This is a genomic window from Streptomyces sp. NBC_00878 (genome assembly GCF_026341515.1).
Taxonomy (GTDB): Bacteria; Actinomycetota; Actinomycetes; order Streptomycetales; family Streptomycetaceae; genus Streptomyces.
The window spans coordinates 25249-47567 of sequence record NZ_JAPEOK010000004.1; the positions used below are offsets into that span (position 1 = coordinate 25249).

General features: G+C 68.5%; 35 protein-coding genes. 23 read left to right on the forward strand and 12 right to left on the reverse strand.

Annotated features, from left to right (window positions below):
* Positions 1–13 precede the first annotated feature (13 nt).
* The 11 genes from OHA11_RS47510 to OHA11_RS47560 form a co-directional block, all read right to left on the reverse strand.
* Positions 14–1894: a hypothetical protein gene (locus OHA11_RS47510; protein ID WP_266508858.1), complete on the reverse strand. Its 1881-nt coding sequence runs from the start codon at positions 1892–1894 to the stop codon at positions 14–16.
* Between the two features lie 348 nt (positions 1895–2242).
* Complete coding sequence (locus OHA11_RS47515) at positions 2243–2413, reverse strand: hypothetical protein (protein ID WP_266508860.1); 171 nt, start codon at positions 2411–2413, stop codon at positions 2243–2245.
* Positions 2406–3596 carry a hypothetical protein gene (locus OHA11_RS47520; protein WP_266508862.1) on the reverse strand — a complete coding sequence of 397 codons (1191 nt, stop codon included), beginning with the start codon at positions 3594–3596 and terminating at the stop codon, positions 2406–2408. Before OHA11_RS47520 ends, OHA11_RS47515 begins: the two co-directional genes overlap by 8 nt.
* Before the next feature lie 29 nt (positions 3597–3625).
* Positions 3626–4066 (reverse strand): hypothetical protein, encoded by a 441-nt coding sequence (locus tag OHA11_RS47525; protein WP_266508864.1) that lies wholly within the window; start codon positions 4064–4066, stop codon positions 3626–3628.
* A 17-nt stretch (positions 4067–4083) separates the two neighbouring features.
* Positions 4084–4257: a hypothetical protein gene (locus OHA11_RS47530; RefSeq protein ID WP_266508866.1), complete on the reverse strand. Its 174-nt coding sequence runs from the start codon at positions 4255–4257 to the stop codon at positions 4084–4086.
* The gene (locus tag OHA11_RS47535; protein ID WP_266508868.1) at positions 4254–4562 is read right to left on the reverse strand and encodes a hypothetical protein; all 309 of its coding nucleotides are present in this window, start codon (positions 4560–4562) and stop codon (positions 4254–4256) included. The genes OHA11_RS47530 and OHA11_RS47535 overlap by 4 nt, the downstream gene beginning before the upstream one ends.
* Before the next feature lie 271 nt (positions 4563–4833).
* A complete protein-coding gene (locus OHA11_RS47540; RefSeq protein WP_266508870.1) occupies positions 4834–5223 on the reverse strand; it encodes a hypothetical protein in 390 nt (129 codons plus the stop codon).
* Entirely contained in the window at positions 5220–5630 is a 411-nt protein-coding gene (locus OHA11_RS47545; protein WP_266508872.1) for a hypothetical protein, read from the reverse strand. The genes OHA11_RS47540 and OHA11_RS47545 overlap by 4 nt, the downstream gene beginning before the upstream one ends.
* Positions 5627–5911 carry a hypothetical protein gene (locus tag OHA11_RS47550; RefSeq protein WP_266508873.1) on the reverse strand — a complete coding sequence of 95 codons (285 nt, stop codon included), beginning with the start codon at positions 5909–5911 and terminating at the stop codon, positions 5627–5629. The genes OHA11_RS47545 and OHA11_RS47550 overlap by 4 nt, the downstream gene beginning before the upstream one ends.
* On the reverse strand, positions 5911–6084 hold the full coding sequence (locus tag OHA11_RS47555) for a hypothetical protein (protein WP_266508874.1): 174 nt from the start codon (positions 6082–6084) through the stop codon (positions 5911–5913). The genes OHA11_RS47550 and OHA11_RS47555 overlap by 1 nt, the downstream gene beginning before the upstream one ends.
* The gene (locus tag OHA11_RS47560; protein WP_266508875.1) at positions 6084–6461 is read right to left on the reverse strand and encodes a hypothetical protein; all 378 of its coding nucleotides are present in this window, start codon (positions 6459–6461) and stop codon (positions 6084–6086) included. Before OHA11_RS47560 ends, OHA11_RS47555 begins: the two co-directional genes overlap by 1 nt.
* Positions 6462–6713: 252 nt before the next feature.
* On the opposite strand from OHA11_RS47560, the gene OHA11_RS47565 reads away from it, so the two are divergent.
* The 23 genes from OHA11_RS47565 (at position 6714) to OHA11_RS47675 (ending at position 21177) form a co-directional block, all read left to right on the forward strand.
* The gene (locus OHA11_RS47565; protein ID WP_266508877.1) at positions 6714–6938 is read left to right on the forward strand and encodes an AlpA family transcriptional regulator; all 225 of its coding nucleotides are present in this window, start codon (positions 6714–6716) and stop codon (positions 6936–6938) included.
* 135 nt (positions 6939–7073) lie between these two features.
* The gene (locus OHA11_RS47570) at positions 7074–7805 is read left to right on the forward strand and encodes a GntR family transcriptional regulator (RefSeq protein WP_266508879.1); all 732 of its coding nucleotides are present in this window, start codon (positions 7074–7076) and stop codon (positions 7803–7805) included.
* Positions 7806–8042: 237 nt separating this feature from the next.
* Complete coding sequence (locus OHA11_RS47575) at positions 8043–8342, forward strand: hypothetical protein (protein ID WP_266508881.1); 300 nt, start codon at positions 8043–8045, stop codon at positions 8340–8342.
* A gap of 312 nt (positions 8343–8654) precedes the next feature.
* The gene (locus OHA11_RS47580) at positions 8655–9860 is read left to right on the forward strand and encodes a hypothetical protein (protein ID WP_266508886.1); all 1206 of its coding nucleotides are present in this window, start codon (positions 8655–8657) and stop codon (positions 9858–9860) included.
* A gap of 68 nt (positions 9861–9928) precedes the next feature.
* On the forward strand, positions 9929–10474 hold the full coding sequence (locus OHA11_RS47585) for a hypothetical protein (protein WP_266508887.1): 546 nt from the start codon (positions 9929–9931) through the stop codon (positions 10472–10474).
* A gap of 95 nt (positions 10475–10569) precedes the next feature.
* The gene (locus OHA11_RS47590; RefSeq protein ID WP_266508889.1) at positions 10570–10815 is read left to right on the forward strand and encodes a DUF6372 family protein; all 246 of its coding nucleotides are present in this window, start codon (positions 10570–10572) and stop codon (positions 10813–10815) included.
* Between the two features lie 466 nt (positions 10816–11281).
* Positions 11282–11743 (forward strand): hypothetical protein, encoded by a 462-nt coding sequence (locus OHA11_RS47595; protein WP_266508891.1) that lies wholly within the window; start codon positions 11282–11284, stop codon positions 11741–11743.
* Positions 11743–12009, forward strand: coding sequence for a hypothetical protein (locus tag OHA11_RS47600; protein WP_266508892.1), 267 nt, complete (start codon positions 11743–11745; stop codon positions 12007–12009). Before OHA11_RS47595 ends, OHA11_RS47600 begins: the two co-directional genes overlap by 1 nt.
* A 22-nt stretch (positions 12010–12031) precedes the next feature.
* Positions 12032–12328, forward strand: coding sequence for a hypothetical protein (locus OHA11_RS47605; RefSeq protein ID WP_266508893.1), 297 nt, complete (start codon positions 12032–12034; stop codon positions 12326–12328).
* Positions 12329–12419: 91 nt separating this feature from the next.
* Positions 12420–12719, forward strand: coding sequence for a hypothetical protein (locus tag OHA11_RS47610; RefSeq protein ID WP_266508895.1), 300 nt, complete (start codon positions 12420–12422; stop codon positions 12717–12719).
* A 59-nt stretch (positions 12720–12778) separates the two neighbouring features.
* Positions 12779–13393 (forward strand): hypothetical protein, encoded by a 615-nt coding sequence (locus OHA11_RS47615; protein ID WP_266508897.1) that lies wholly within the window; start codon positions 12779–12781, stop codon positions 13391–13393.
* Positions 13390–14019, forward strand: coding sequence for a hypothetical protein (locus OHA11_RS47620; RefSeq protein WP_266508899.1), 630 nt, complete (start codon positions 13390–13392; stop codon positions 14017–14019). The genes OHA11_RS47615 and OHA11_RS47620 overlap by 4 nt, the downstream gene beginning before the upstream one ends.
* Before the next feature lie 333 nt (positions 14020–14352).
* Complete coding sequence (locus OHA11_RS47625) at positions 14353–15018, forward strand: hypothetical protein (protein ID WP_266508901.1); 666 nt, start codon at positions 14353–14355, stop codon at positions 15016–15018.
* A gap of 441 nt (positions 15019–15459) precedes the next feature.
* Positions 15460–15648 carry a hypothetical protein gene (locus tag OHA11_RS47630; protein ID WP_266508903.1) on the forward strand — a complete coding sequence of 63 codons (189 nt, stop codon included), beginning with the start codon at positions 15460–15462 and terminating at the stop codon, positions 15646–15648.
* A gap of 13 nt (positions 15649–15661) precedes the next feature.
* A complete protein-coding gene (locus OHA11_RS47635; RefSeq protein WP_266508905.1) occupies positions 15662–16294 on the forward strand; it encodes an XF1762 family protein in 633 nt (210 codons plus the stop codon).
* A gap of 80 nt (positions 16295–16374) precedes the next feature.
* Positions 16375–17913 (forward strand): hypothetical protein, encoded by a 1539-nt coding sequence (locus OHA11_RS47640; RefSeq protein ID WP_266508907.1) that lies wholly within the window; start codon positions 16375–16377, stop codon positions 17911–17913.
* Between the two features lies 1 nt (position 17914).
* On the forward strand, positions 17915–18157 hold the full coding sequence (locus tag OHA11_RS47645) for a hypothetical protein (RefSeq protein WP_266508909.1): 243 nt from the start codon (positions 17915–17917) through the stop codon (positions 18155–18157).
* The gene (locus tag OHA11_RS47650; RefSeq protein ID WP_266508910.1) at positions 18154–18300 is read left to right on the forward strand and encodes a hypothetical protein; all 147 of its coding nucleotides are present in this window, start codon (positions 18154–18156) and stop codon (positions 18298–18300) included. Before OHA11_RS47645 ends, OHA11_RS47650 begins: the two co-directional genes overlap by 4 nt.
* Positions 18297–18881 carry a hypothetical protein gene (locus OHA11_RS47655; protein WP_266508911.1) on the forward strand — a complete coding sequence of 195 codons (585 nt, stop codon included), beginning with the start codon at positions 18297–18299 and terminating at the stop codon, positions 18879–18881. The genes OHA11_RS47650 and OHA11_RS47655 overlap by 4 nt, the downstream gene beginning before the upstream one ends.
* The gene (locus tag OHA11_RS47660; protein ID WP_266508912.1) at positions 18878–19339 is read left to right on the forward strand and encodes an ASCH domain-containing protein; all 462 of its coding nucleotides are present in this window, start codon (positions 18878–18880) and stop codon (positions 19337–19339) included. Before OHA11_RS47655 ends, OHA11_RS47660 begins: the two co-directional genes overlap by 4 nt.
* Positions 19336–20136: a hypothetical protein gene (locus OHA11_RS47665; protein WP_266508913.1), complete on the forward strand. Its 801-nt coding sequence runs from the start codon at positions 19336–19338 to the stop codon at positions 20134–20136. Before OHA11_RS47660 ends, OHA11_RS47665 begins: the two co-directional genes overlap by 4 nt.
* Before the next feature lies 1 nt (position 20137).
* Positions 20138–20950: a hypothetical protein gene (locus OHA11_RS47670; RefSeq protein ID WP_266508914.1), complete on the forward strand. Its 813-nt coding sequence runs from the start codon at positions 20138–20140 to the stop codon at positions 20948–20950.
* A complete protein-coding gene (locus OHA11_RS47675) occupies positions 20947–21177 on the forward strand; it encodes a hypothetical protein (RefSeq protein ID WP_266508915.1) in 231 nt (76 codons plus the stop codon). The genes OHA11_RS47670 and OHA11_RS47675 overlap by 4 nt, the downstream gene beginning before the upstream one ends.
* A gap of 3 nt (positions 21178–21180) precedes the next feature.
* On the opposite strand, the gene OHA11_RS47680 is transcribed toward OHA11_RS47675, so the two are convergent.
* Positions 21181–22194, reverse strand: coding sequence for a hypothetical protein (locus OHA11_RS47680; RefSeq protein ID WP_266508916.1), 1014 nt, complete (start codon positions 22192–22194; stop codon positions 21181–21183).
* Between the last annotated feature and the right edge of the window lie 125 nt (positions 22195–22319).

The window sequence follows — 22319 nt, forward strand, 5'->3', positions numbered from 1 at the left end:
CCGGTTTCCGGTCCTAGCCCCTGCGGCCTCGGACGACGTCCCACTTCTTCTCCGCCTGCGGTCCCTTGCGAGGCCGCGCGTTCAACTTCAGCTCGCGCGCGTGGGCCCGCTGCGCGGCCTTGATGGCCTTCCGCAGTTCGGCCGCCACGGTCTTCACCTTGGATGCGGTCGCGCGGACGGTGTCGTCCACGACGTCCTCGGTCGGCCAGGTCTTCGCCATGCGCCGGTACAGCTTGGTGATGGAGTCGGCGACGAGTTCTACGCCGCGGGCAGAGCCGGCGACCTCGGACAGGCAGACCACCATGTGGCCCCGGTCGAAGCCCTTCATGAGGGAGATCAGCTTTTTCGTGCTGCCGTCTGAGGCCGGTACGAGCTTCCCCGAGCCGCCGCCGGTTCCGCCGGACGGTGAGCTGCCAGCGGGTAGGGCGAGGCGCTGCTGACCGGACGACAGGATCGCGGCCCGCAGCTTGGCAGCATCGAGGGTTCCGGAGGCGTTGCGGATGTTCCACCGGTCCTCGCCGATGCGGGGTTCCATCACCCGGTAGATGTCCTCGCGGTGCGCCTGAACGAACACGACGATGATCGTGTCGGCCATGCGTGCGGCGGTCAGGGCTGCGACTGCCGCGTTGTTCAGGTGCTTCACGACGCTCGGGTGGAGCGGCGCCGTCTTCTGAAGGGCTGCGGCAGCCTCCCGGACAGCGATCGACAGGTTCCGGCACAGGGCCGGGATGCCGACCAGCTCGACGACGTGGTCGGCCATGTCGGCGTCCTGGTCGTTGTGCAGGCCGTTCGCGAGCTGCTCTGCCATGGCGACGAGCAGCCGGTAGGCGACGGATGCGCGCACGTCGATCTGCCGGGCGACCGCGGCGCCGGCCGTTCGGGTGCCTGCGGGCTGCGTCGTGGCTACGGGGTAGGTCACGGGGGTGCTCCTTCGCTGTTCGGTCCCCGCCGCGAGGGCGAGCAGTTGACCTTCGCGGTGCAGTTCGAGGTCGACCTTGGTGTTCTCTTCGCGGATCACTTGAAGCTTCACCGCGTGCGGGTCGCCGACGGTGCCGTCCCGGGCCGCGTCCTTCTCGGCCCGCCTTGCGACCTCGATGGCGCGGCGCCGGCGGACGCGCTCGCGTCGTGCCTTGACGACCTGGATGCGGTCTTCGACCGGGTCCTTGCCGCCCTTCGGGCCCTTCGGGTCCAGGCCGTCGGGGGCTGTGGTCGACGCGCTGTCGTTGCCGCCCTTGCGGGGCTTGTTCTTTTTCGTCTTCTCCGGCTTCTGAGGCTTGTCCTTGTGGCCTCGGCCGCGCCACCGGCGGTCGTCGGGGTAGTCGCGGCTGTGGTCCTTCCGGGCCTTCGGTGTCTTTGATCCGTTCGGCGCCTTGGGGTCCTTAGTGGCGCCGCCTGCCGTGTCCTTTCCGGGCTTCCCGGGCTTGTCGGTCTTGTTCTTCGGGTCCTTGGGGTCACGCTTCTTGAACTTGTCCGCGAGGCCCTTACCGAACTTGCCGAGCTTGTCGGCGACCGGGTCCTTCACCTTCGGCTTGCGGGCCTTGCCGCCGCCAAGGCCCGAGCCGCCACCCGCTCCGGGGCCCTTGGGAGTCTTATGCCGGTTGCCGCCAGCACCTCCCGACCCGTTCGGGGAGTGGTGTCGGCCTCCGCCTCCGCCGTTCCCGTTGCCTCGGCCGCCGGAACCCGAGCCTGAACCGGATCGGTCGCGCCCCGATCCGCTGCAGTCGTTCCCGCCGGTTCCGTTGGCGTCGCCGTTCGCGTTCTCGTCGTGCTCCCGGCGCCGTGCACGCCACATCGAGGCGGCCACGAGGACGGGCAGCGTGGCCCCGCCGACGATGGCGCCGACCGGGCCTGCGGCAAGGAATCCGAGGCCGATTGCCGCCGTCTCGCCACTCACGCTGTGTGAGATAGCGGCGTATCCGTTTCGCAGTGAGTTATCCGTGTTGCCCTGAGATGGGCGGGGGGCGGGGCGGGGCGGGGCGGCGCCACGACCCTGCTGAACGACCACGAGGGGGCTCCCTGAGCCGTCCTGACCCCCGCCCCGCCCCGCCCCGCCGCCACCGATGTCACCGTCCGTAGCGTTCGTGGGCGTCAGCGAAAAGCCGGACCCGACCGAAGTAATCGTGTCTGCACTCACCTCCTGCACATCCTTTCCATGGGATCGATCTGGTTGGCCTGGGGGGACTTTCGGGCGGGGATTTCGGTGTTCATCGGACGGCTCCTCGCGCCTTCGGATTGGTGCCTGTCAGGGCCGCGTTCGGCGGCGTCGGCGTCCGTTGAGGAGGAGCCGTCGGAGGCTGCTTCGGGTGGGTCGTTCGGGGGTGAGGGGCTGCTGGAATGCGGCGACCGTGCGGGGGTTCTTGCCGGTGTCCCGGTCCTCGGTGTTGGGGGGCGGTCCGAACACACGCTCATCCATCGGGGTTTCCTTTCTTGGCCTTCTGGAAGACCTCGTGCATTTCGTCGTAGAGATCGCGGAGGGTCTGGTCGGTCTCGCCGTATTTCAGGTCGCGCCAGGCCTTGATGAAGGCGCGCTGGGAGGGCTGTCCGAGGTCTGCGTAGACGCGGAAGGCGCGGGCCTTGCGCTCGGCGTCGGTTGCTGCGGGGTTCGAACGCGGCTGCGGCTTGTCGTCGTGCGGCTGGTCTGCGTCTTCGGTTCGGCTGGGGGGTGCGGCTTCGATAGCCGCGCTGGTCACAGGACCGACAGCATGCGGAGTAGCCGCGTCCATGTATCCCCAGCCGGTGTTCGACCGCACGCCGCGCATGAGGGCAACTTCGAAGTGTTCGCCGCCGATCTGCATGCCCTTCTCGTAGGCGATCCGGTCGACGAGGTTGGCTTCCGCCATCTGCCGCTCTAGTCCTTCGAGGCCGTGCAGTGCGGCCCGGCCGGCCTTTACGAGGGCGCGCCGGTACATGCGGTCCGTCATGCGCTTGGGCTTTCCGACGGAGTTGAGGTTGACGAATTGGTCGGCTGCGTTTCCGCGGGAAATGGCTTCGGCGTCGGCGCCGCGTGCACCGATACCGAGTCGGCTTTCCAGGCGGTTCTTCTGGTCGGTCCACAGTCGGGCAAGGATCCCGTCGGACTTGATTTCGATCTTGCCGAGCTTGGACTCCAGCTTGAGGAGCTTGTGGAGGCCGTAGGCGAGCATCACGGGGCCGACGATGCGGACGAGGGCGGTGCCGAGGTCCTCGCCTTCGAACCGGGTGACTTCGATGGCGCCGATGGCTTGGGCGAAGACGAGGGCGTAGACGACTCGGGCGGCGCCCTTGTCGTTGAAGGCCCAGGAGTACACGGACAGGCCCAGGACGATGACTTCGAGGGCGAGTCCGATGGTCAGGTGCCAGGGCGAGTCCATGTGGAGGCGCTTCTCGGCGAAGCGGGCGCTGGTGTTGGTGGAGAGGGCGAGGCCGGCGATGACGACGAGGCCCATGCCGAGGAAGCCGGTGACGGTGCGGCGCTTCTGGGCGTCGCGGGGGGCGCGCCGGGTGGTGCGGCTTTTGGCGGCCATGCGGTGGCCGAAGGCGAGGGTGGTGAGGGCGAGCAGGACGGCCCATGCCTGGACGGGCACCTGCGCGACCGCGTTCTGCACTGACGTGAGCATGGGCGGGTCCTTCCTGAGGTTGGTGGGTGTCAGGTGCGGCGGTTGTGGAATGCGGCGTTCTGGAGGGCGTTGTGGGCTTCGCGGGCCAGGTCGCCTGCGGCTTGGAGTTGGTTGTCGGGGGTGTCGCCGAGGGCGAAGGACGTGTCGACGGCCTGCCGGGCGAGTTCCAGGAGGTGCGGGTCGCGGTTGGTGCGGAGGAACGCGGCGCGGGCCCGGGTGACGTGGGTGCGGGCCGCGTACCGGTCCTTCAGGTCGTCTTTGGTTTCGTCGTAGCTGCGGCGCCGGGTCTGGATCTTCAGGTATTGGTGTTGGCGGTGTTCGGCGAGGGCTCCGAGGAGGGCTTCGGCGTTCTTTGCTGCCTGGTCCTGTTGCTGACGCTTACGGTCGGTGTGGTTCTGCCAGTTGGTGATGAGGGCGGAGAGGAGGACGCCGGCCAGGGCTGCGGCGGCCGTCATGATCGCGGTGCTCATGGCTTATCCCTCTCTGGTCAGGTGGCGGGCTGGTCGGGGGTGCATTTGGCGGCGAAGGTCTTCAGCGCTTCGTGCCAGTCGCCGGTCCAGGTGTGGTCGATGTCGGATCCGACGATCTGGAAGGCGCGCATGCGGGCTTCGTCGTCGGTCACGGGCTGCGGGGCCGGGGTGGAGGGCAGGTGGGTGGTCATCGGTCACCGCCGGTGTGCTGCGTGTGGTCGGTGACGTAGGTCCGGTAGCGGTCCATCTCTGCGGTGGAGGCGTTGCTGGCCCGGACGGACACGGGGCATCCCTTGGTCGGGCAGGTGTAGTAGGTGGTGCGCAGGCCCTGGCCGATCCGGATGGCGAGGAAGATGCCGCTGGAGAGGACGGCCATGACGACGGCGACGATCGCGACGACGGAGACGTCCTGGTCGGCGAGTTCGGAGGCGAGCCTGCTGGCGACGACGCCGGAGGTGATGACGATTCCGGCTTCGGTGGCGGTGGCCTTGTTCACGGTGTTCCTTTCGCTGGTTGGGGTGGTGGGGTGCTGGTCTGGCTGAGGACCGTCCCGCCTTGTCGGGGGCGTGTGGGGCGGGACGGTCTTCGGCCGGGCCAGAGGGTGGTGGGGCCCGGCCGTGTCGGCTCGGTCCGGGCCCCGGAGGGGACGGTTAGATCCCGCAGTTGGTGCAGCTGTTGCCGGTGTTGCTCTTGCGGCAGAAGAAGCAGATCCAGGCGGCCAGGCGGGACAGGATGGTCTCGGTCATGGGTTGGGTTCCTTCCGGTGGTCAGTCGGTGTGGATGGCGCCGCAGGCGTTGGCGGCGTGTTGGTGGAGGTCGGGGTCGGCGAGGTGGCGTACGAGGTTTTCGCCGTGGCGTTGGGTGGTCTTCTGCTGCTCGAACGGGAGGGTTCGGAGGGCGGGGTTGGTGTCGGTGTGGGTGAGGCGGGCGACGAGGTGGCTGATGGCGGTGAGGACGTCGGTGCCGTCGGCGGACCCGGCGAGGGCGGCGATCAACGTCTGTGTGTCGTCGACGGCGAGCCGGGAGGTGGCGATGTGGCGGATGCCGTCGCGGATGAGGTCGATGCCGGCGTTGAAGCCGTCCAGGTCCTCCAGGACGTCCCCCAGCTCGGTTCCGTCGACGGGGGGTACGGCGTTGCCGTCGGTGTGGACGTTCATGACTGGCCGCCTTCGTCGGGCTGGCGGGTGATCTCGTCGAAGGCGGCGACCGCCTCGTTGGGGTCTTGGGCGGCCATCTCCATGAGGAGGTCGGCGTCCAGGCCCAGGCAGTGCTCCTCCAAGTCGGCTTCCAGGTAGGCGTCCACCCGGGTCTGACCGGGGATGTCGATGTCGCGGGTGGCGTCCGTGAAGGCTTTCGCCGCGGCCAGGGCCTTGATGGCGATCTGAATGTCCCGGGCTGAGAGGGAGGCGTCGCCGACGAACTGGCCGGTGGAGCTGAGGAGCATCAGGCGTCCGGCGTTCTCGGTGTCGTCGGACAGTTCGAGGAACGCGGACAGCAGGTCGACGAGGGGCAGGTTGGTGTCGTCGGAGGGGCGGTCGCCGCCGGGCGTCGGGTTCTCGATCACTGGGCGCCTCCGACCAGGTGAAGGTTGGCCTTTCCGGCCGGGGCGGGCTTGGCCCGCAGATGGGCGGCACGGCGGGAAGCGATGGCACCCAGGTCGTCGACGTTGGTGATGTCCACGTCGACGGTGCCGAGCTCCTCACCGCTGTCGATGACGGTGACGGTGACGCGGAGGGCGACCCCGGCCGCCGAGGGGACCTCGGTGGCCATGTCGGTCAGGCCACCCAGCAGGTTCCGGCCCGCACGGCGGGCGAGCATCTCGCGGGCGATGCGCTGCTGGTCCATCACGCCACCGCCTTCACGACGACGAGGAAGCTGTCGGTGTGGAGGTCCATGACCACCTGGGCGGGCTGCCCGGCGGTACGGCGGTCGGCGGCGAACTCCTCGGCCGGCCAGGACCCGCGGGGCCCCCCAGCGGGGAAGCGTTCCAGGACGGTGCGGTCAGCGTTGGCGGCCATCACCGGGTCACCGCCTTGCGGATACTGCGGACGATGTGACGGGTCTCGGAGATGACGGCGCGCGTGGTCAACCGGGCGTAGCGGGCCGGGTCCTCGCAGAGCAGACGGCGGTTCCCGGCACGCCGGTCACGGCGCTCGATACGGCGGGCCGCGCTCCGGTGCGCGGCGGCCAGCAAGTAGTAGGAGTCGCGTATGGCAGCCACCTTGGTGACCTGCTCCCAGGGGATGCCGGTCAGGTTGCCGAGGACGATGTGGGCCGAGTGCCGGGCGGACAGGCTGCGGGCCGTGCGCTGAGCGCAACGCATCTCGGCGTAGTGATAGTTCGACGTGCGGACCGGGGCGACCGGCTGGACGTTGTCGTCAGGGTGCGGTGCCATGGAAATGGTTGCTGTGCGATCCTGCTTCATGCGGATCGACCTCCTGATAGCGCAGGTAGGGCGGTTCTCAGTTCCTTGCGGTGCTCGTAACACCGCTCGGGACGCACGGCCCCGGGTCGGCTTCTGCCGTCCGGGGTCGTGTTCGTTGTGCTGGTACCAGAGTCCCGCACCTGGTGGACATTGTCAATCGGGTTGGGCCATACTGAGGGAGATTCATTGGCGAACGAGACAGGTAAGGAGGTCCCGCGGTTGATGACCATCCCGGAAATTGCGGAGCATCGCGGGCTGAGCCGCCAGCGCGTGCACCGGATCGCCAGATCGGATCCGAAGTTCCCGGAGCCGGTGCTGGAGCCGGGTACGACGCGCGTCAAGTACCCGACCGATGCGGTCGACGAGTACTTCGCCACGCGGGTCCTCCAGCCCGGCCGGCGTACGGACTTGGAGGCGAAGCAGCAGGAGACCGATGCGGATGAGTGATCCGGATGCCGATCCACCATGCCGTCCCCCACTCGGATGCAGTCCGGCGGGGCACTCCCGCCGGATAGAGGACTACAGTATTGCTCTATCCAATGCTCTACCTGCAAGCCTTACGGAGCAGAAAGGGGACAGTGCATGAGCGGAAACACCGGATATGCGGAGATCGCCACATTTTTTCGGCGGCAGATTGCGGACGGCACGCTCGCCCCGGGCGACTCGATGCCGACACAGAAGCAGGTTCGTCAGCAGTTCGGTGCGTCCATCACCACGGTGAACAGAGCCTTCCAGATGCTCAAAGCGGAAGGCCTGACAGCTGCTCGGGTGGGCCAGGGAACAACGGTTGCCGAGAGGCCCCGAGTAGCCGCGACCGCTACCGCTCGTCTACGCCGGATCTCCCGAACTGGGCGCGCTTACGGACCCAAGGAGAGGTCCGTCGACCATCAGGCGCGGCTGCTGTCGTGCGCTGATCCGGATGTGGCTGCCGAGTTGGACATCGAGTTGCATGACGAGGTCCTGGTGCGCAGTCGTGTGTACATGAAGGGGAACGTCCGCACGATCGCTTCGTTCTCGTTCATCAATCCGCGGGGATGGGCCGCTGTGCCGGAGAGCCTAAGCCCCGAGCCATTGGAACGCTTCTGGCAGGAGGACTACAAGGAGCGCACGGGCCGAACGACCGTGAAGCTTCCTGAGCGGCGCGGCGCCCGCCTCGCGTACCCCTACGAACTGGCCATGCTGAAGGTCGACGCGCCTCCGAACGCTGCTGTCCCAGTTCTGGTCCTGCTCAACACCTGGCACGACGAAGATGGTCCGTTGGAGCACTGGCAGGACGTCTTTGCGCCGGGGCTGTGGGACAGCGACGAGGAGTAACCAGAGCCCCCAAGGGACGTTCCCCCAGTACCCGGAGAGGAGTTCGGAGTGATGCACATCCCGCCGTAGAAGGCGGGCGGTCGGCATTGGGTCACCACAACCCGCCGACCGCCCTTTCAGGCCGCCGACCTGCGAAGACAAGCGGCCCAGCACAGACCACCAGTTACGGAAGGACCTGTACGTGGCAAGCGTATCTCCCCTTCCCTCCAAGGGAAGTAATCAGCTGGGGGTGCTCGGATGACCGAGCACAAAGACCCCGCCTACATTTCGTTCACCGACGCCGCAGCCCTGCTCGTAAGGCGCGGCATCGCTGGCAGCATCACGCCACGGGGCCTGCGCTACATGGCCATCTCAAGGGGTCGTAGGAAGGCCCCCGACGAGCAGCGGTGGCCCTTCGGTGACGGTCCAGGCCAGGAGCCGTATCTGGTCGCGGGCAGGACGCGCATGATGCGTACCGCCCGTCTGCTGGAGTACCTCGAGGAGTTCCCGCCCAAGGGGCGCGGTCCCGCACGAGACGCCAACGGCTCCGACAGTTAGCAGTATCGGTCGCGTCTCCGACCAGTCGTGTTCGCAGCCACGGCCCGGAAACGCAAGACGGCCCGGCAGAAGAGAGTTCGCAGCTCCCCTCAACGCCAGGCCGCCCAAGCAGTACCAGCGGGTTGGAGCCCGCTGGCGTTCGAAGTCCCCACGGATAGTTAGGCGAGGCTTCATGCCAAGAGTAGCGGCACTTCGCAACGTGCCAAGTGGTCGCCCCGATGTGATCACTCACATGGTGGGGGGCCGATGAGGAAGCGCTCCGGCCGGCCGCCACGGTTTGCTGCGGTCCCCAACGAGACGATCGATGACGCCGTGAATCTGGACTTCATGGCGCTCGCCCTGCTGACGATCCTGATCCGCCATCGCGACGGATGGGACTTGACGCTGGAGAGGATCGGCAAAAAGTACGGGTACGGGCGTGAGGCGCTGGCGAAGGCCATGGGTCTGCTGATGGTGGCCCAGTACGTCGTAAAGATCCGCATGATGTCCGTACACGGCAATCAGTGGTCGACGGAGGTCTACGTCTACGACACGCCTGCCACTGAGGCCGAGGTGGAAGCCCTTCTCGAGGCCGTCGAGAAGGAATCAGAGGTCGTACGAGCGGAAGTCATCCAGCCCACGAAGACGGCCCTCGAGCACGCCGCGTCTCGCCGAACAAAGCTGGCGGCCAAGGACACGGGTCGCCAAGGGCCCAGCGTGGCCGTTCCCCGAGTGCAGGAAAACCCGCACTCGGGCGCGACCTGCGGAAACGACGAGAAACCCCAGGTGGGCCCCGAGTGCCGGGATTCCCGACAGTCGGGGGACCCTGCAGTCTTTAAGAAGACGGTGGGTGAGAAGACGAAAGAAGATGAAGAACTCGGTGGTGACGGCCGTCAGGCCCCCTCAGGTAGTAGGGGTTCGCGTGGTGGCGGCTCCGCCGCGTCCGGAAGAACGAATCCCCCTCCCCTGACCCGTGACGACAAGCGCCGGTACGAGCAGGCCGTTGCTGCGCTGCCGCCCGTTCTGGCGAGCCTCGTGCCGAAGAACGCACCCAGGGATCTGAGGCAGGCCGTTCTGGATGCCCTCGACTCCGACGGGCCGGCCGCTCGTACGCCGGAGCAGCTGGTCGACTACCGGCTGATGCCGAAGTGGCGGAAGCACTACGGGTCCCGGGACTCCGCTGGACCGATCCGCAAGCCGGTGGGCGTGCTGAAGGCGATGCTGCGCTGGGATGCCGAGTGCGGTGACAAGCGCTGCGACGAGCGGACGAACGTCGACTCTGGGGAGGCGTGCCGGGCTTGCGAGATGCGGGCTGTGGACCGCCGTGCGGACCGTGAGAGGGAGCAGCGCTCCTCACGTCCTGCGGGGCCTCCGGTGGACGTTCCTGGGCCGCGTACGGAGCCCGTGCCGGTTTCGCCGGTGGTTCATCAGCCGACGGTGGTGGTGGATGCGTCGCTGGCCCCCTTGGGGGACACGAAGGCCGGTATGCGACAGCTGCGGGCGGCGATGGTGGAGAAGGCGTTGCGGCCGCGCGTGTAGCGGCCCGCTGTCCGGTGTCCCAGTTTCCCGTACCCGGGACACTCAGAACTCGAAGTGTGGAGGGTGGCATGTCGATTCAGCTGGAATTCCCCGTATCGGACCGCCGACCGACGGACGTCATACGCGACCTGTCCGACTACGGCAAGGCTCGCGCTCCCCAGATGGAACGGCCTCGCGCGTCCGATCAATCCCTGCGTAATATCGCGGCTGCCCGGCTCCGGGCGACTGCCCTTCCTGGCAGTGAAGAGCGAGCCAAACTGACCTCCGAGCAGATCGTCGACCGCAGGACTTCGCTGGCGGACGCCCAGATAGCTCTCTCTGCGGCCCGGGGGGTTTCGCTCGACGACATCGATCCGTTCTCCGGCTACAGCACGTCCCGCAGGGCTTACGGCGCTGTCCGCCACTCGTGGATCTCGCTCATCAAGTTCCACGGGTTCAACGACGGCTATGACCAGCAGCCGCTCGACGAGGCTCTCGCATGGTGGGCGGAGCGCCGACCGCAGTACCTGGACGGGGATGACTGGCTGGCCGCCGGAATGGCCGCTCACCGCGAGTACTGGCAGGGCGTCGGTCGCGGGTGCGGCGCACCGTACTGCGATGGGCACCCCGGCTGAGCTGGCCCGGGCTGGGATGGTCGACAAGGCGCGCAGGCCCCGACGGTGACGTCCGGGCCCTCCGGTATCTGGGAGGGCCCGGCATCCTGTACCCCATGCCTGAGACGCTGCTGATCGAAGTGCCGGTCCTGTTCCAGTGGGTGCAAGCCCGTTCCGGAGGCTGTGGCTGCGTGTGCGCTTCCGTGCACCGCGGCTACGGCATCGAGCAGGGCGCGTGCTTCCAGGACGGGGAGCCGGACCTGTGGGTGCACCTGGTGGCCGCCGACGAGGTGTCCGGGAATCCGGTCCGGGTGTGCGCGAACTGCTACTACGCGATCAAGGCCAAGCTGCAGGACAGGTAGTCGAATTCACACCACCCCTCGCTAGGCATTGCATTGCCATGTTCGTACGGGTACGGTTTGTTTCACCGACCGGGGCAGGACGTCCACGCAAGGCCATACCTGCCCCGGCCGGGCCCAACACCGAACCCCCGAGGAAGCCCGACCTGCGCAGTCTGGACCGTCCAGACGCAGCGGACTTCCCAACGGGGGATGAGATGACCGAGAACCATGCGGACAACGGCCAGATACGCACGCAGTACCTGAAAGTTGCGGTCCTGGCCGCGTTCTACACGATGATGCGAGCCCTAGGCGGGGACCCCGGAGACGCCACTGTCTACCTGTTATTCGCCAGCTCCATCCTCAGGATTCGACTCTGACCAGGGCCCGTCCGTCACCCCCGCGGACGGGCCCTCCGACTGCCCAGGGGAACCATCCGACCGATCCACGGCACCGTAGACGTGACGCCCCGAGGAGGACCACCCCGCCCATGACGACCGAGACCGTGTACCGGCTGCGCTGCGACGGCCCCCACTGCCCCACCACCGTCCTCACCGAGAATCTGAAGGACGCGCCTGAGGGATGGCGGGTGGTGAAGTCCACCGACCACATCCCCGTCCCGCCCCCACAGCCCGCCTACCAGCGTGGCCGCCGCACCAACACGTTGTCCTACGCCGAGCAGTGCCGCGGCTCCTTCACCCTCCACCTCTGCCCCGACCACACGACCGTGTTCGACGCGCACCTGCCACGCACCGACGGCCTCCACGCCCGGGCCGGCCGCGATCCGAACGCGTACGTGTCGTGCTCCTGCGGCATGCCGTACGTCCTCTCCGGCACCGGCTTCCGCCTCGCCGCAGCCGACATGAGCGGCCCGGCCGCGTACACGGAGAAGCAGTGGTGGCGGCACCTGCCCACCGAACTCAAGTGGTACGCCGAACGGAAGCCAGCCTGATGGCCCGCCGTATCCGCGCCCGCGACATCGACGCCGTCCTCGCCTGCAACGGCTACCACCCGTCCGAGTTCCTCGACGGCGACTGGGATCCCGGCTACCGCACCGCCCAAGAACATCCGCGGCAGGTGAACGTCTTCCACGACGGGCCCGGAGAGCAGGACGGCCTCGAGCAGTACCGGCTGGAACTGCAGGCCGCCGGCTACTGCGTGATGCCCGATCAGCAGGTCGGTGGCGGGCGCCGCAGGCTGCACGTGACGAAGCCGTAGGGGACGACGAGAGGATGACGCCGTGACGGACACGCTTCCCGAGGGGCATCCGATCCCGTGGGAGGACCTGGTCGCGTACGAGCAGGAGCAAGGCGGCTACTGGCTCTACCCGCCCGGCTGTGACGTGTACGGCAACGGCAAGGTGTGGGTGTCCGTGCCGCGCCCCGAACAACCGGGTGAGGTGAATCGGTTCGTGAACCAGGTCCAGCACCTGGCGCAGATCGTGGACGCGCGCGCGAAAGAGACCGGGAACCCCGACATGGCGGCGCTGGCGGAAGAGTTGAAGCGGGTGTGGGCCGGGCGGCCGAGCGCAGCATAGGACTGGTTGCTCCGGTTCCCGCCCGGTCTGTCAGTGGCTGCCGCTACGATCCCGGGCACACGTCTACATCCCGGGGGAATCCATGCGAATCATGCGCCGCAGACCCGTCCTGACCGTCATCGTCGTCCTGGCCGCGGCCGCGATCGCCGCGACCACCTGGGCATTCCTGCGGCCCACCTACGGCGACACCGTCAGCTCCTGCCAGACAGCGCTCTCCGCGCAGTTCAAAGCCAGCGGCAAGGGCAAGCCGGAAGCCTGCCAGGGAGTGAAGGAAGACGACTACTCCGCGATCCTCATGAACCAGATCATGGGCGATGAAGGCTGGCTGGACGAGGACGGGCGCTTCGACAAGAACAAGATGCTCGAGGACACACTGAACGGCGAGCAGTAGCCTCGGACTCGCTGCAAGACTGGCGGACGCCGACACTCCCTTCCCGAAAGGCCTTCCCGGTGACCGAGTGGCACACCCAGAAGCTGGTCGTCATCAACGACACCTACGACCGCGACTACGCCTCCAACGGCAGGTCCCGGTACGGGGCGTATCTCCAGCAGCGGCCCGAGGAGTTCCGTGACTCGTGGACCGAAACGCCTCAGCCGATCGAGAGCCCAGAAGAGTTCGCCATGGCCGCCTGGCGGGTCGCGACCGCCCCCGTCATGGTCCCCGGCTACGTACAGGTCCGCCCCGACCTGCGCGGCGTCACGCTGCACACCGACGACGAAGACGGCACCCTGTACGTCGACATCTGCGTTCCGCTCCGCCACACGCACATCGGCGGCGACACGAAGCGGTTCCCGTACCAGTGGCAGGACTGGCAGACCGAGCGGAGCTACGACGACTCCGTCTACCACGCCCTGCTTGAGCCGGAGTCCAACAAGAAGCCATCCGTCCTGGCCACGGCCACCGTACGGGTCCCGGGGCGCGACTGGCCGGCCCTGCCCGCCCCGACCGTGTACGACGGACCGAAGCTGCTGGGCGAAGCGCGTGATGTTGTCACCGCACTGGTTGCGTACATCAACGATGATGCTGGTCCGATGGTCGCTCGGGTCCTCGGAGAGAAGCCGTGAACGGCACCAAGCGGCGAGTGGTGGGGGACGCCCACACCGACTGGAAGTGCGACACGGGCGCGTCACTCCTCGCGGACGCGATGACGCCCGGACCCGGGAAGCTGGGCACCATGCACGGGGTGATCTACGTATGCCCGCAGCACCGTGCTTCGGCTGAGGAGCAGATCGGCAGGGCCGGTTACCTGCCGGAGGTCAGGGACGCACCCCCGGGACACAAGTGGGATCCGTGGCCCTGCGGACACGTCACCGCGTACAGCGAGAAGGCGCTGGTGGGCTTGTCCAGGCCGGGCCAGATGGTCGTGACCCGGAATCCGGACGGAAGTTCCCACCCGGCCTACAACGCGGACTGGCCCGAGCGGTTGCAGGTCGAATGGGTTGTCGGATGCGTCGCCCTCGACACCGGGCTGCGTATCGACGTGAAGCCCGCCTCCACGATCCGGACCGGCGTCGGATACACGCCGCCGCCGGATGCCCCGGAGGAGTACTACCTGACGGTCCGGGGCGGGCGCACTCTCACCGGGGGATCCAAGTACACCGCGGAGGGCGTGTACGCCTTCCTGGACGGGCTGAAGGCTGGCGCCAAGCTGTTCCAGCCTGAAACGACCGCAGGGAACGTTCGGGCGTAGCGCTGCCAGACTGGTGGTGCCCCTTCGGACACGGGGGCACCCGAGAGCGCCCTCACGACCCGAACCTGTCCGGCGAGGGGAAACGCTGGTCGACTGCCCCCAAGCGTCACCTTGGGGGCGTCTTCATGCCCGGGCACAGTGTGGCGTGTTGGGGTGTTGGTGGCGGGCCGGGCTGGGACCTCCCCCGGCCGGGCCCGCCGTGCACACCCGGGTAACGAGCGGAGCCGGATTGGGGCACGCCCGACCATGCGGGCCACCCCCATCCGTCACAGGCATTGCAATGCCATGCCGTATCGGGTACGGTAGAGACATCACCCACCAAGGAGGACCCACATGAAGGCCATCACCTTCACCGTTCGCAACGTCACCGCAGGCCAGCGGAACGACGCGGGCGAGATGGTCCTCCGCCAGATCGGCGACATCACCCTCACCCTGGAAGGAATGACCCGCACCGAGATCGCCGAGTGGCAGTGGGCGACCGACGCCCTGAACACCCGCGGCATCGACGAGGAGATGTTCCGCCTCACCGTCAACGGCTGGAAGGTCGTCCACGAGACCGCCGGTGTCGTGGGCGTGATGCTGCAGGGCGCCGGCACCCGCGTCCACGTCGAGTGGTACGACGCCGTCAACGGCGACTTCTTCTCCGCGGCCTGGACACGCAACCTGCGCCACGGTGCCGCGCAGATCGTCAACGCGCGCCAGCACGCCGGCCAGGGCCTCCCGGTGGACTTCGTCCCGGAGCCGGTCAAGGCACCCGAGACGGTCCCCGCGGTGCACCCGGTGTGGCTGGAGAACGACACCCTCGTCCGCTACCACGGCTCCATCCAGCAGCTGTCCGGCGGCATCTTCCGCGTCTACGAGTGCGCCGTCATGGACCAGTGCGACCACTGGGACTGCAACGGCTACGCGCTGCTCCCCGTCGGCTCCTGGAAGCCGTGCGCCGTGCACGTCGGGATCGGCTCGGTCACCGCGCTGGACGCGCAGCCCGTAGCGGCCTGACCACCTCGCCCCGGACCGCAGAAAAGCGGCCGGGGCAACCCTTTGCCCGAACCGCGACAGGCTGGACCCCAGTACCCGCGCCCCGAGGAGCCGCCCCCATGCCCGACACCACCGAACCGGTCACCAACCAGCAGCCCGCGCCCGCCGTGTGAGCCCCACCCACCCCCACAACACCTTGCCCCAAGCTCCGCGCCAGCATCACCAAGCTCGGCATCGAGGAGCCCATCCGCCTGTGCTGGGGCCACGAGAGCTGCGGCACCGCACTGCACGTCGTCGACGGCCACCACCGCGCCGTCCTCGCCCGCGACATGGGCCTCAACCGCGTACCCGTCGCCGACGCCTGGGACGGCACCGACTGGTTCGCCAACTCGTGGTGAGCCCACCCCCCCGCCGTCCGGTCTGTCTGACACATCCGGATACCAACCGCCAGGAGACACCGCCATGGAGCGCTACATCAACCGCCGGCCCGGTGAACGCCGAGTCCAACCCGAGATCAGCGAGCAGCACATCCGGCCCCTGGCCGCCGACCTTGCGACGATCACCGACCCGTCGGCGGCGACAACAGAACTGCTGGCCGTACTGCGCGAGGCTCAGCGCGCGTTCGGGGGCGGTGACGGTGGCCAGGCGTGAAGGGCAGGAGCAATTGACCGTCATCCGGTTGTCGTTCGCCGAAGCCTGCGCCGCCGTGGACCGGCTGCACCGCCACCACAAAAGGCCGCAGGGCCACATGTGGAGCCACGGCGTGCTGACCTCGCAGCAGCGCCTGTGCGGCGTGGCCATCGTGGGCCGCCCGGTGGCCCGCTCGTTCGACGACGGGCTGACGGTGGAGGTGACGCGGGTCGCCACGGACGGCACGGCCAACGCGTGCAGTGCGCTGTACGGGGCGGCCTGGAAGAAGGCCCGGGTCGATCATTGGCGGGCGATCACGTACACGCAGGACGGGGAGACGGGTTCGAGTCTGCGTGCGGCGGGGTGGCGGCTCGTTGCCGAACTGGATCCACGCCGCGGTTGGGACACGCCGTCGCGGCGCAGGGAGGACCGCGGTGCGGACCGTGTGCGGCGACAACTGTGGGAGCAGGCCCGTGCTGATGCGCCGCCGTTCCCGGATCTGACCGGCCTGCGTCACGAAATTCGTCACGAAATTCCCTGCCTGGCGTGCGGCGAGTACTTCGCCCTGAACCCAGGCCGCGGCCGTCCGGCCACTCACTGCTCGGACGCGTGCCGCAAGCGGACGTCCCGTCGGCGGGCCGCGCAACGGCTGGCTCAAGCCGCGTGACCACCCATGCAGCACCGGTCGGGCGCATCGGTAGTGCGCCCGACCGGCACCCCGAACCGTATCGATCCCTTGGAGCCGTCTTGAACAGCACACCCGAACCACAGACCGCCGCCGACGTCTGGAACTCCCGCTACCCGATCGGCACCCCGGTCACCGCGTACCCCGGCGCCCGACCCGAAGACGATCCGAACGGCGAGCGCCTCAACACCCGCACCCGCAGCGAAGCCCAAGTCCTCAGCGGTCACACGGCCGTCGTCTGGGTCGACGGTCACAGCGCCTGCATCGCTCTCGCTCACGTTGACCCGGTCCAGTCCGCTGACGCGTACAGGCCGCCCGCGAAGTACTGGCGCTCCGACGGTGCCGAATGTTGCCCTCATGCCCTTCCGGTCGGCCCTGGTTCGTGTGAGGCCTGCTGGGACCTCGTGAAGTGGGATGCCCTCAACGACCCCGACGCCTCGCCTGCCGTGTCTGTCACCGTGCCGTCCGCCCAGGAACGCCGCGACCGGTACGCGGCCCCGCTGTACGCCCTGATGCGGCAGAACGGCTGGGACGGCGAGCACACCGAGCCCGTGGTCCGCGAGATGGACCTGGTGCTCGCCGCGGTGCTGGCTGTCGCGGACGCCGAGCAGGCAGACACGCGGGCCGCCGTGTTGCGGGAGGCCGCGACCATCGTCCGGTCGATGGACAGCGACTACGCCCTGCAAGAGGCCGCCGAGCACCTCGACGGGCTCGCGGTCGAGGCCGACGAGGAGCGGGAGGCGCAGGCCAACCTCGACGCGCTGGCGCCGCTCGCCGAGGGCGCACCGTTGCCCGACCTGGACGGCCCCGCGCTCTACGAGAAACTCGTCGGCATGTTCAGCGGCCCGCTGCCCTGGCCGCCCGACAGCCGCGCCGATCTGGTCACGTTCCGGGAACGGATCGCTGAGGGCCTGTACGCCCACGACCACCCCGGGTGGCGTGTGTCGATGGTGGAGAGCAGCGTAGGGCCCGTTTACCGGGCGCGTGCCGTTGCGGTCGTCACCGGGCTGCGCAGCCTTGCCGCCGTGTTGCCGCAGCCCGAAACACAGGCCGGGCACGAAGCGCGTCCGGCCGAGCACGTCTGGCGCGCCGAGCTGTACGACCCGCTGGCCGAGGAATGGGCGCCCGGGACCCGGTACGTCGACCGCGACCGCGCCGTGAACGCCCTGACCCACGCCCGGCGCATCGGCCCGGCATGGAAGGACGGGACGCCGACCGAGCGCCGTCTCGTCCGGGCGACCACCACGTACACCGTCGAAGCCGTGCAGCCCGAGCCCGAGACCGAGACGCACGTGGTCGCGGACGGCTCCGACGACCCGGAGCACGTCGACGACTGCCCCGGCTGCACGGACTTCAGCCTCACGGGCCATGTCGCCACCGCGCCCGCCGTCGTGTCGCAGCCCGACGAGGAGGCCGACCGGATCTTGGCGTACCGCTCGGTCGGCGGCCGGATCCTGCGCTGCCTGACCCACATCCCGCAGGAACCCGGCGACGACTTCACCCCGCTCACGTCCGGCGACCTGCCCGACGGCGGGATCTGCACCTTCCCGGACTGCGGCGCCGACGTCCTGATCCCACAGCAGCCCGACGAGGAGGCCTGACATGGGCGACAACCTTGCCCGCCGATTCGCGGCACGGCAGGTGCAACTCACCGCCGACGAACTGGAACGCGAAGCCGAGCGCCTCGCGGTCGCCGCCCGCACCTACGCCGACGAGATCGCAGCAGGACGCCACGGCAGCGCCCACCGTCTGGCGCAGGACGCCGCCGCTCTGGCCCTGACGGAACGACGCCTCGCAGGGATGCGGGACATCGCGGGGCTTTTCGATGAGGAGCCGTCGTCGTGATCGTGGACCTGTATGAGGCGGTCGACCGGGTGCTGTGGGCGATCGCCTACGGGGCGATCCGCCGCATCCGCGCCTACAAGGTCGGCGCGTACTTGCGGGCCCGCGCAGACACTGCCACCGGCTACGAACGGACCAACCTGTGACCAGCCACATCGAGCAGGTTGAGGCCATCAACGCCAAACGTGCCGCGATGCCCAAAGACCAGCGCGTCAAGGCCGAGGCAGCCGACGCCCCATACCTGCGCATCCAGCTCGCGTACGCGATGCAGCGCGCCGAGGACGCCGAAGCCCGGACCGGCCCCACCGACGCCCTCGAGCAGCGCCTGGCCGCTATGGAGAAGCTCGCCGCCGCGTGGCAGAAGGAAGCCGAACGCGCCCGCAAAGACCTCGCCGACCAGGCTTACACGGACGACGCCATCGAGTTCGTTGCCTGGTCCGCACTGGCCGGCCCGCTCCCCGAGGTCGACATCGTGTCCATCCTCAGGACCATCCGACAGTGCCGGTACCTGGCCACGGAATCCATCCACGTCTTCGCCGACGACCTGAAGAACGCCAAGAAGCGCATCACCGACCTGCATACGCCCGTTCAGCATCTGGGCCAGACCTGGTGCGACGAATGCTCCGTACGGCGCCGCACGGGCCCCAAGACCGACGAATGGGTGGCGTTCATCGCGCACCCCTGCCAAACCATCCAAGCCCTCGACAACACGGAGCCCACCACGTGAAAGCTCTGACCGTCCGACAGCCGTACGCCGACGCGATCGCCCACGGTGCGAAGCCCGTCGAGAACCGAACCAAGCCGCTCCCCCGCAAGTACGAGGGCGTCCAGGTCCTCCTGCACGCCGCGAAGGACCAGCACGTCACCAAAATCACCGCCGTCGGCATCGCACAGTTCACCGGCGCCCGCATCACCGACTGGACGGACACCCGCAGCGCGATCCTCGCCGCCATCACGTTCACGGGCTGCCACAAGGCGGCCGACGATCGCTGGTGCTGCCGTCCGTGGGGGCAGGTCACCACCCGGGTTCAACCCGAGGTGTGGCACTGGGAGATCGGACAGGTGACCCGCCTTGACCAGCCGGTTCCGGCGTCCGGGGCGCTCGGCTTCTGGCCCGTGCCTGACGACGTCCTGGCTGCCGTGGCCCGGCAGGTCCGCCTGGACAACAAGGAGCCCACCACGTGAGCCACATGAAGGGCCCGGGTCCGCAGCCATGCTGCGATGCACAGGCGGAACGCGACCAGTACGCGGCAGCATCCCGGCACCTCGCCTACCGGATACGGCACACGGCGTACATCTGGGCGACGACGCTGCCGGAGACGATCCGGACGGCGGACGTTGTCGAGGCCCTGTCCGGGATGGCCTCCCACGTACCCGACCGGCCCGAACTGCGGGATGACCTATGGATGCGGATCGCCGGAGCCTATGAGGCCAGGTTCGAGAACGACGGCCACCCCGAGGACGCACGGCACGCAGCAGACGAAGCGATGTCGGTCGTACAGCCCGTAATCACCGAGCTGAAAGACTCACGGGAAGCCGCCGAGAAACGCCTCCAAGCGGTCACGGAAGCCGTCATCCTGTGGCGGGACCGCCCCGGCGGCGACATCGGTCTTGCGATTGCGCTCGCCGGGATCCTGGACATCGAGCAGCCGGAGCCGCCCGCATCGGCCGCCCTCGTGCGCGTGCTCCGCGAATGCGACCGGATCGAGCGAGCCGTACAAGGCAACCCCACCACTCCGGACTTCGACGGCGCCTACCTCGCCTGCATCGGCCACATCCGGGAGGCGGCAGGACCCGTCCAGGTGGAGACGGATCCGAGGCAGTCCGCCTACGACGCCGTCCTGGCGTACATCCGCCAGCAGCCGGTCGACTTCATGCCCACCACTGTCGTCGACCGCAACGCGATGATCTGGGACGTCGTACACGCCGCCCTGGACGCGGTCGGCGTCCCGGAACCCGGCACGCAGCTGAAGGAGGACTGACGTGCTGCACTCCGTACCCGCCCCTGCCGAGGAGCAGCGGCCGAAGAAGACGTTCCCCGAACTCGTCGCCGCCATCTATGAGGACGACCGGGTCGGGCACGAAACCCGCGAGCTGCTCCTGGCCGTCGCGTACGCGGTGGACCTTGCCAAGCGGGAGGACGGCGTCAGCCCGCTGAGGTTGGCACGCCGGAAGCTGGGTGTGGAGCACGGCCGGCAGGCCCGCTACGACCGCCTCGTCTCCGCGGACGCGCCCCGCTACAAGCCACCCCAGGACACTGCCGATTGGGGGCCCAGCGGTGCGCCGGGCTGCGAGGCCCCGCGCCTGCGCCGGTACGTCTACCGGCCACGCCAAGCCCCCTCACCCTTCGACGATGAGGCCGTCGTCCGGTTGCGTCCGCTACCCGAGACGATCGTGCACGTCGGCCCGGACCACGTCGACCCAGTCGACTACCGCAACGAGCACCGGATCTGCGGCGCCAACTCCCACCGCCGCGTCCTGGAGAAGGACCCCCGCACCGGATGGATCACCGCGCACTGGTTCTGCAAGCGCCACACGGACCAAGCCGACCGCGTCACCGAACAGGTCCGCGAACAGAACGATCAGGCACCCGAACCGATCCCCAACACCGGCGGCCTGCTCCCCTGCTACTTCAACGCCGACTGGGCGAAGGTCTACAAGTACTACCGGCCCCGGTGGGAAGTCCCTCAGTACGGGCTGTGCGCGGACGACTGGCCCACCGATGTTGCGTCCGCACGGTCGACCATGCACTCACGGATGCGCGTCATCGACGGCGCCGACTTGGAGGGTGAGTGAGGCGCCGGGTGTCGCGGCGGGAGATCGTCCGTCGTCTGGAAGCCGTCGAAGCGCAACTCGCCCAGCGTCCCGCGCCCCTGCTCCCCGGCCAGGAGGCGATCACGGTGGCGACGATCGGCCACCACACCTACCTGGGCCCCGGACTGTGCCGCGAGGATCTGTACGGCACCATCTGCGGCGCACACCGGGACGCCCACCAGTTGATTGCCGAGGAAGACCTGCTGTGACGGTCAGGCGGCCGACTCCGTGACCGTGTCGTCCGTGGCGTCCGTGCCGGCTATCGCGTTCCCGTCGTCGACCTGATGGTCGGGGGACGTCGCCCACCGATAGGTGAGCTCATGCAGCGTCTGAACCCCCCACAGGGCCTTCAACGCCGTGATCTCGTCGGTGAGTTTGCGCGGTGACATGCCCAGGCGGGTGGCGGTGAGGCGTTGCTGGATACCGGCCGCGACGTCCCGCAGGATCGCCCGCTGCAACGCGGTCGTACGGATCCCTCCCCCGGGCTGTGAGACGGCGTCCACGGCCCGTACACCGGCCCGGCAGCGCAGTTCTCCGTGCCACGGTGACGCCCGATGCCACGCCTCATCGAACACCGCGGCGACGAAGGCGACCAGGGCGCGGTCGGTGACGTACCAGGCCGCGTGCGGCGGGGAGCCCTCCACCACATGGTCGGTGATGAACGCGTGCTTCCTGTCGACGACGATGCAGCGTTCGAACGGCGCCACCAACGTCCGGTAGGAGGCACCCCGCCCGGACATGATGTGCGCGCCCTCCGCGGTCACCGGATGGTCCCGCACCGTGTCCCGGTACAACGTCCGCAGCACCACGCCGCGTTCGAGCGCGCTGGTGTCGCGGTCGACGGAACGGTTCTGCAGGTTCTTCGTCCTCGGCCCGCCCGGCTGAGCCGCCAGGATCTCGTGCTCCGCCGAACCCACCACGTCGTCCAGGCGGGCGTTCACCATCGCCGGCGCGTCCAGGAACTCACTGCCGCCGCCGGCCCGCCACTGCGACGCCTCATAGTGCACCGCCAGCCGCTCCGACAGATCCGGCATCGCCTTCAGACGGGCGACACGCCGTTCAGCCTCCTCGATCTCCTCCCGGACTTTCCGCTGAGCAACCTTGACCGGATCCAGGACGACAGGTACGTGCGGGCGGTCCGGATCGAATCCGACAGCCCCCCATTCCACGAGTTCGTCGAAATGTTTCTTGCTTTCGTCCGGGACCTTTTCCTGACGGGCGATCAATCCGTATACGCGGACCGCATCCGCCGACAAAAAGCCTCTGTCACCAGGTGTGTTACCTGTGGCCAACGATCTGCTCCCCCATCAGAACCCTGATCAACTGCGAGTCTCCGCAATGCGCACACGCG

What these genes read in the sequence shown, in the direction of transcription:
- OHA11_RS47520 (WP_266508862.1), bottom strand. Translation starts at nt 3,596, where the DNA reads ATGCTCACGTCAGTGCAGAACGCGGTCGCGCAGGTGCCCGTCCAGGCA.
- OHA11_RS47530 (WP_266508866.1), bottom strand. Translation starts at nt 4,257, where the DNA reads ATGACCACCCACCTGCCCTCCACCCCGGCCCCGCAGCCCGTGACCGAC.
- OHA11_RS47600 (WP_266508892.1), top strand. Translation starts at nt 11,743, where the DNA reads ATGGCCCGCCGTATCCGCGCCCGCGACATCGACGCCGTCCTCGCCTGC.
- OHA11_RS47550 (WP_266508873.1), bottom strand. Translation starts at nt 5,911, where the DNA reads ATGGACCAGCAGCGCATCGCCCGCGAGATGCTCGCCCGCCGTGCGGGC.
- OHA11_RS47540 (WP_266508870.1), bottom strand. Translation starts at nt 5,223, where the DNA reads ATGAACGTCCACACCGACGGCAACGCCGTACCCCCCGTCGACGGAACC.
- OHA11_RS47515 (WP_266508860.1), bottom strand. Translation starts at nt 2,413, where the DNA reads ATGGATGAGCGTGTGTTCGGACCGCCCCCCAACACCGAGGACCGGGAC.
- OHA11_RS47560 (WP_266508875.1), bottom strand. Translation starts at nt 6,461, where the DNA reads ATGGCACCGCACCCTGACGACAACGTCCAGCCGGTCGCCCCGGTCCGC.
- OHA11_RS47630 (WP_266508903.1), top strand. Translation starts at nt 15,460, where the DNA reads ATGGAGCGCTACATCAACCGCCGGCCCGGTGAACGCCGAGTCCAACCC.
- OHA11_RS47645 (WP_266508909.1), top strand. Translation starts at nt 17,915, where the DNA reads ATGGGCGACAACCTTGCCCGCCGATTCGCGGCACGGCAGGTGCAACTC.
- OHA11_RS47590 (WP_266508889.1), top strand. Translation starts at nt 10,570, where the DNA reads ATGCCTGAGACGCTGCTGATCGAAGTGCCGGTCCTGTTCCAGTGGGTG.
- OHA11_RS47570 (WP_266508879.1), top strand. Translation starts at nt 7,074, where the DNA reads ATGAGCGGAAACACCGGATATGCGGAGATCGCCACATTTTTTCGGCGG.
- OHA11_RS47555 (WP_266508874.1), bottom strand. Translation starts at nt 6,084, where the DNA reads ATGGCCGCCAACGCTGACCGCACCGTCCTGGAACGCTTCCCCGCTGGG.
- OHA11_RS47625 (WP_266508901.1), top strand. Translation starts at nt 14,353, where the DNA reads ATGAAGGCCATCACCTTCACCGTTCGCAACGTCACCGCAGGCCAGCGG.
- OHA11_RS47585 (WP_266508887.1), top strand. Translation starts at nt 9,929, where the DNA reads ATGTCGATTCAGCTGGAATTCCCCGTATCGGACCGCCGACCGACGGAC.
- OHA11_RS47595 (WP_266508891.1), top strand. Translation starts at nt 11,282, where the DNA reads ATGACGACCGAGACCGTGTACCGGCTGCGCTGCGACGGCCCCCACTGC.
- OHA11_RS47610 (WP_266508895.1), top strand. Translation starts at nt 12,420, where the DNA reads ATGCGCCGCAGACCCGTCCTGACCGTCATCGTCGTCCTGGCCGCGGCC.
- OHA11_RS47575 (WP_266508881.1), top strand. Translation starts at nt 8,043, where the DNA reads ATGACCGAGCACAAAGACCCCGCCTACATTTCGTTCACCGACGCCGCA.
- OHA11_RS47565 (WP_266508877.1), top strand. Translation starts at nt 6,714, where the DNA reads ATGACCATCCCGGAAATTGCGGAGCATCGCGGGCTGAGCCGCCAGCGC.
- OHA11_RS47525 (WP_266508864.1), bottom strand. Translation starts at nt 4,066, where the DNA reads ATGAGCACCGCGATCATGACGGCCGCCGCAGCCCTGGCCGGCGTCCTC.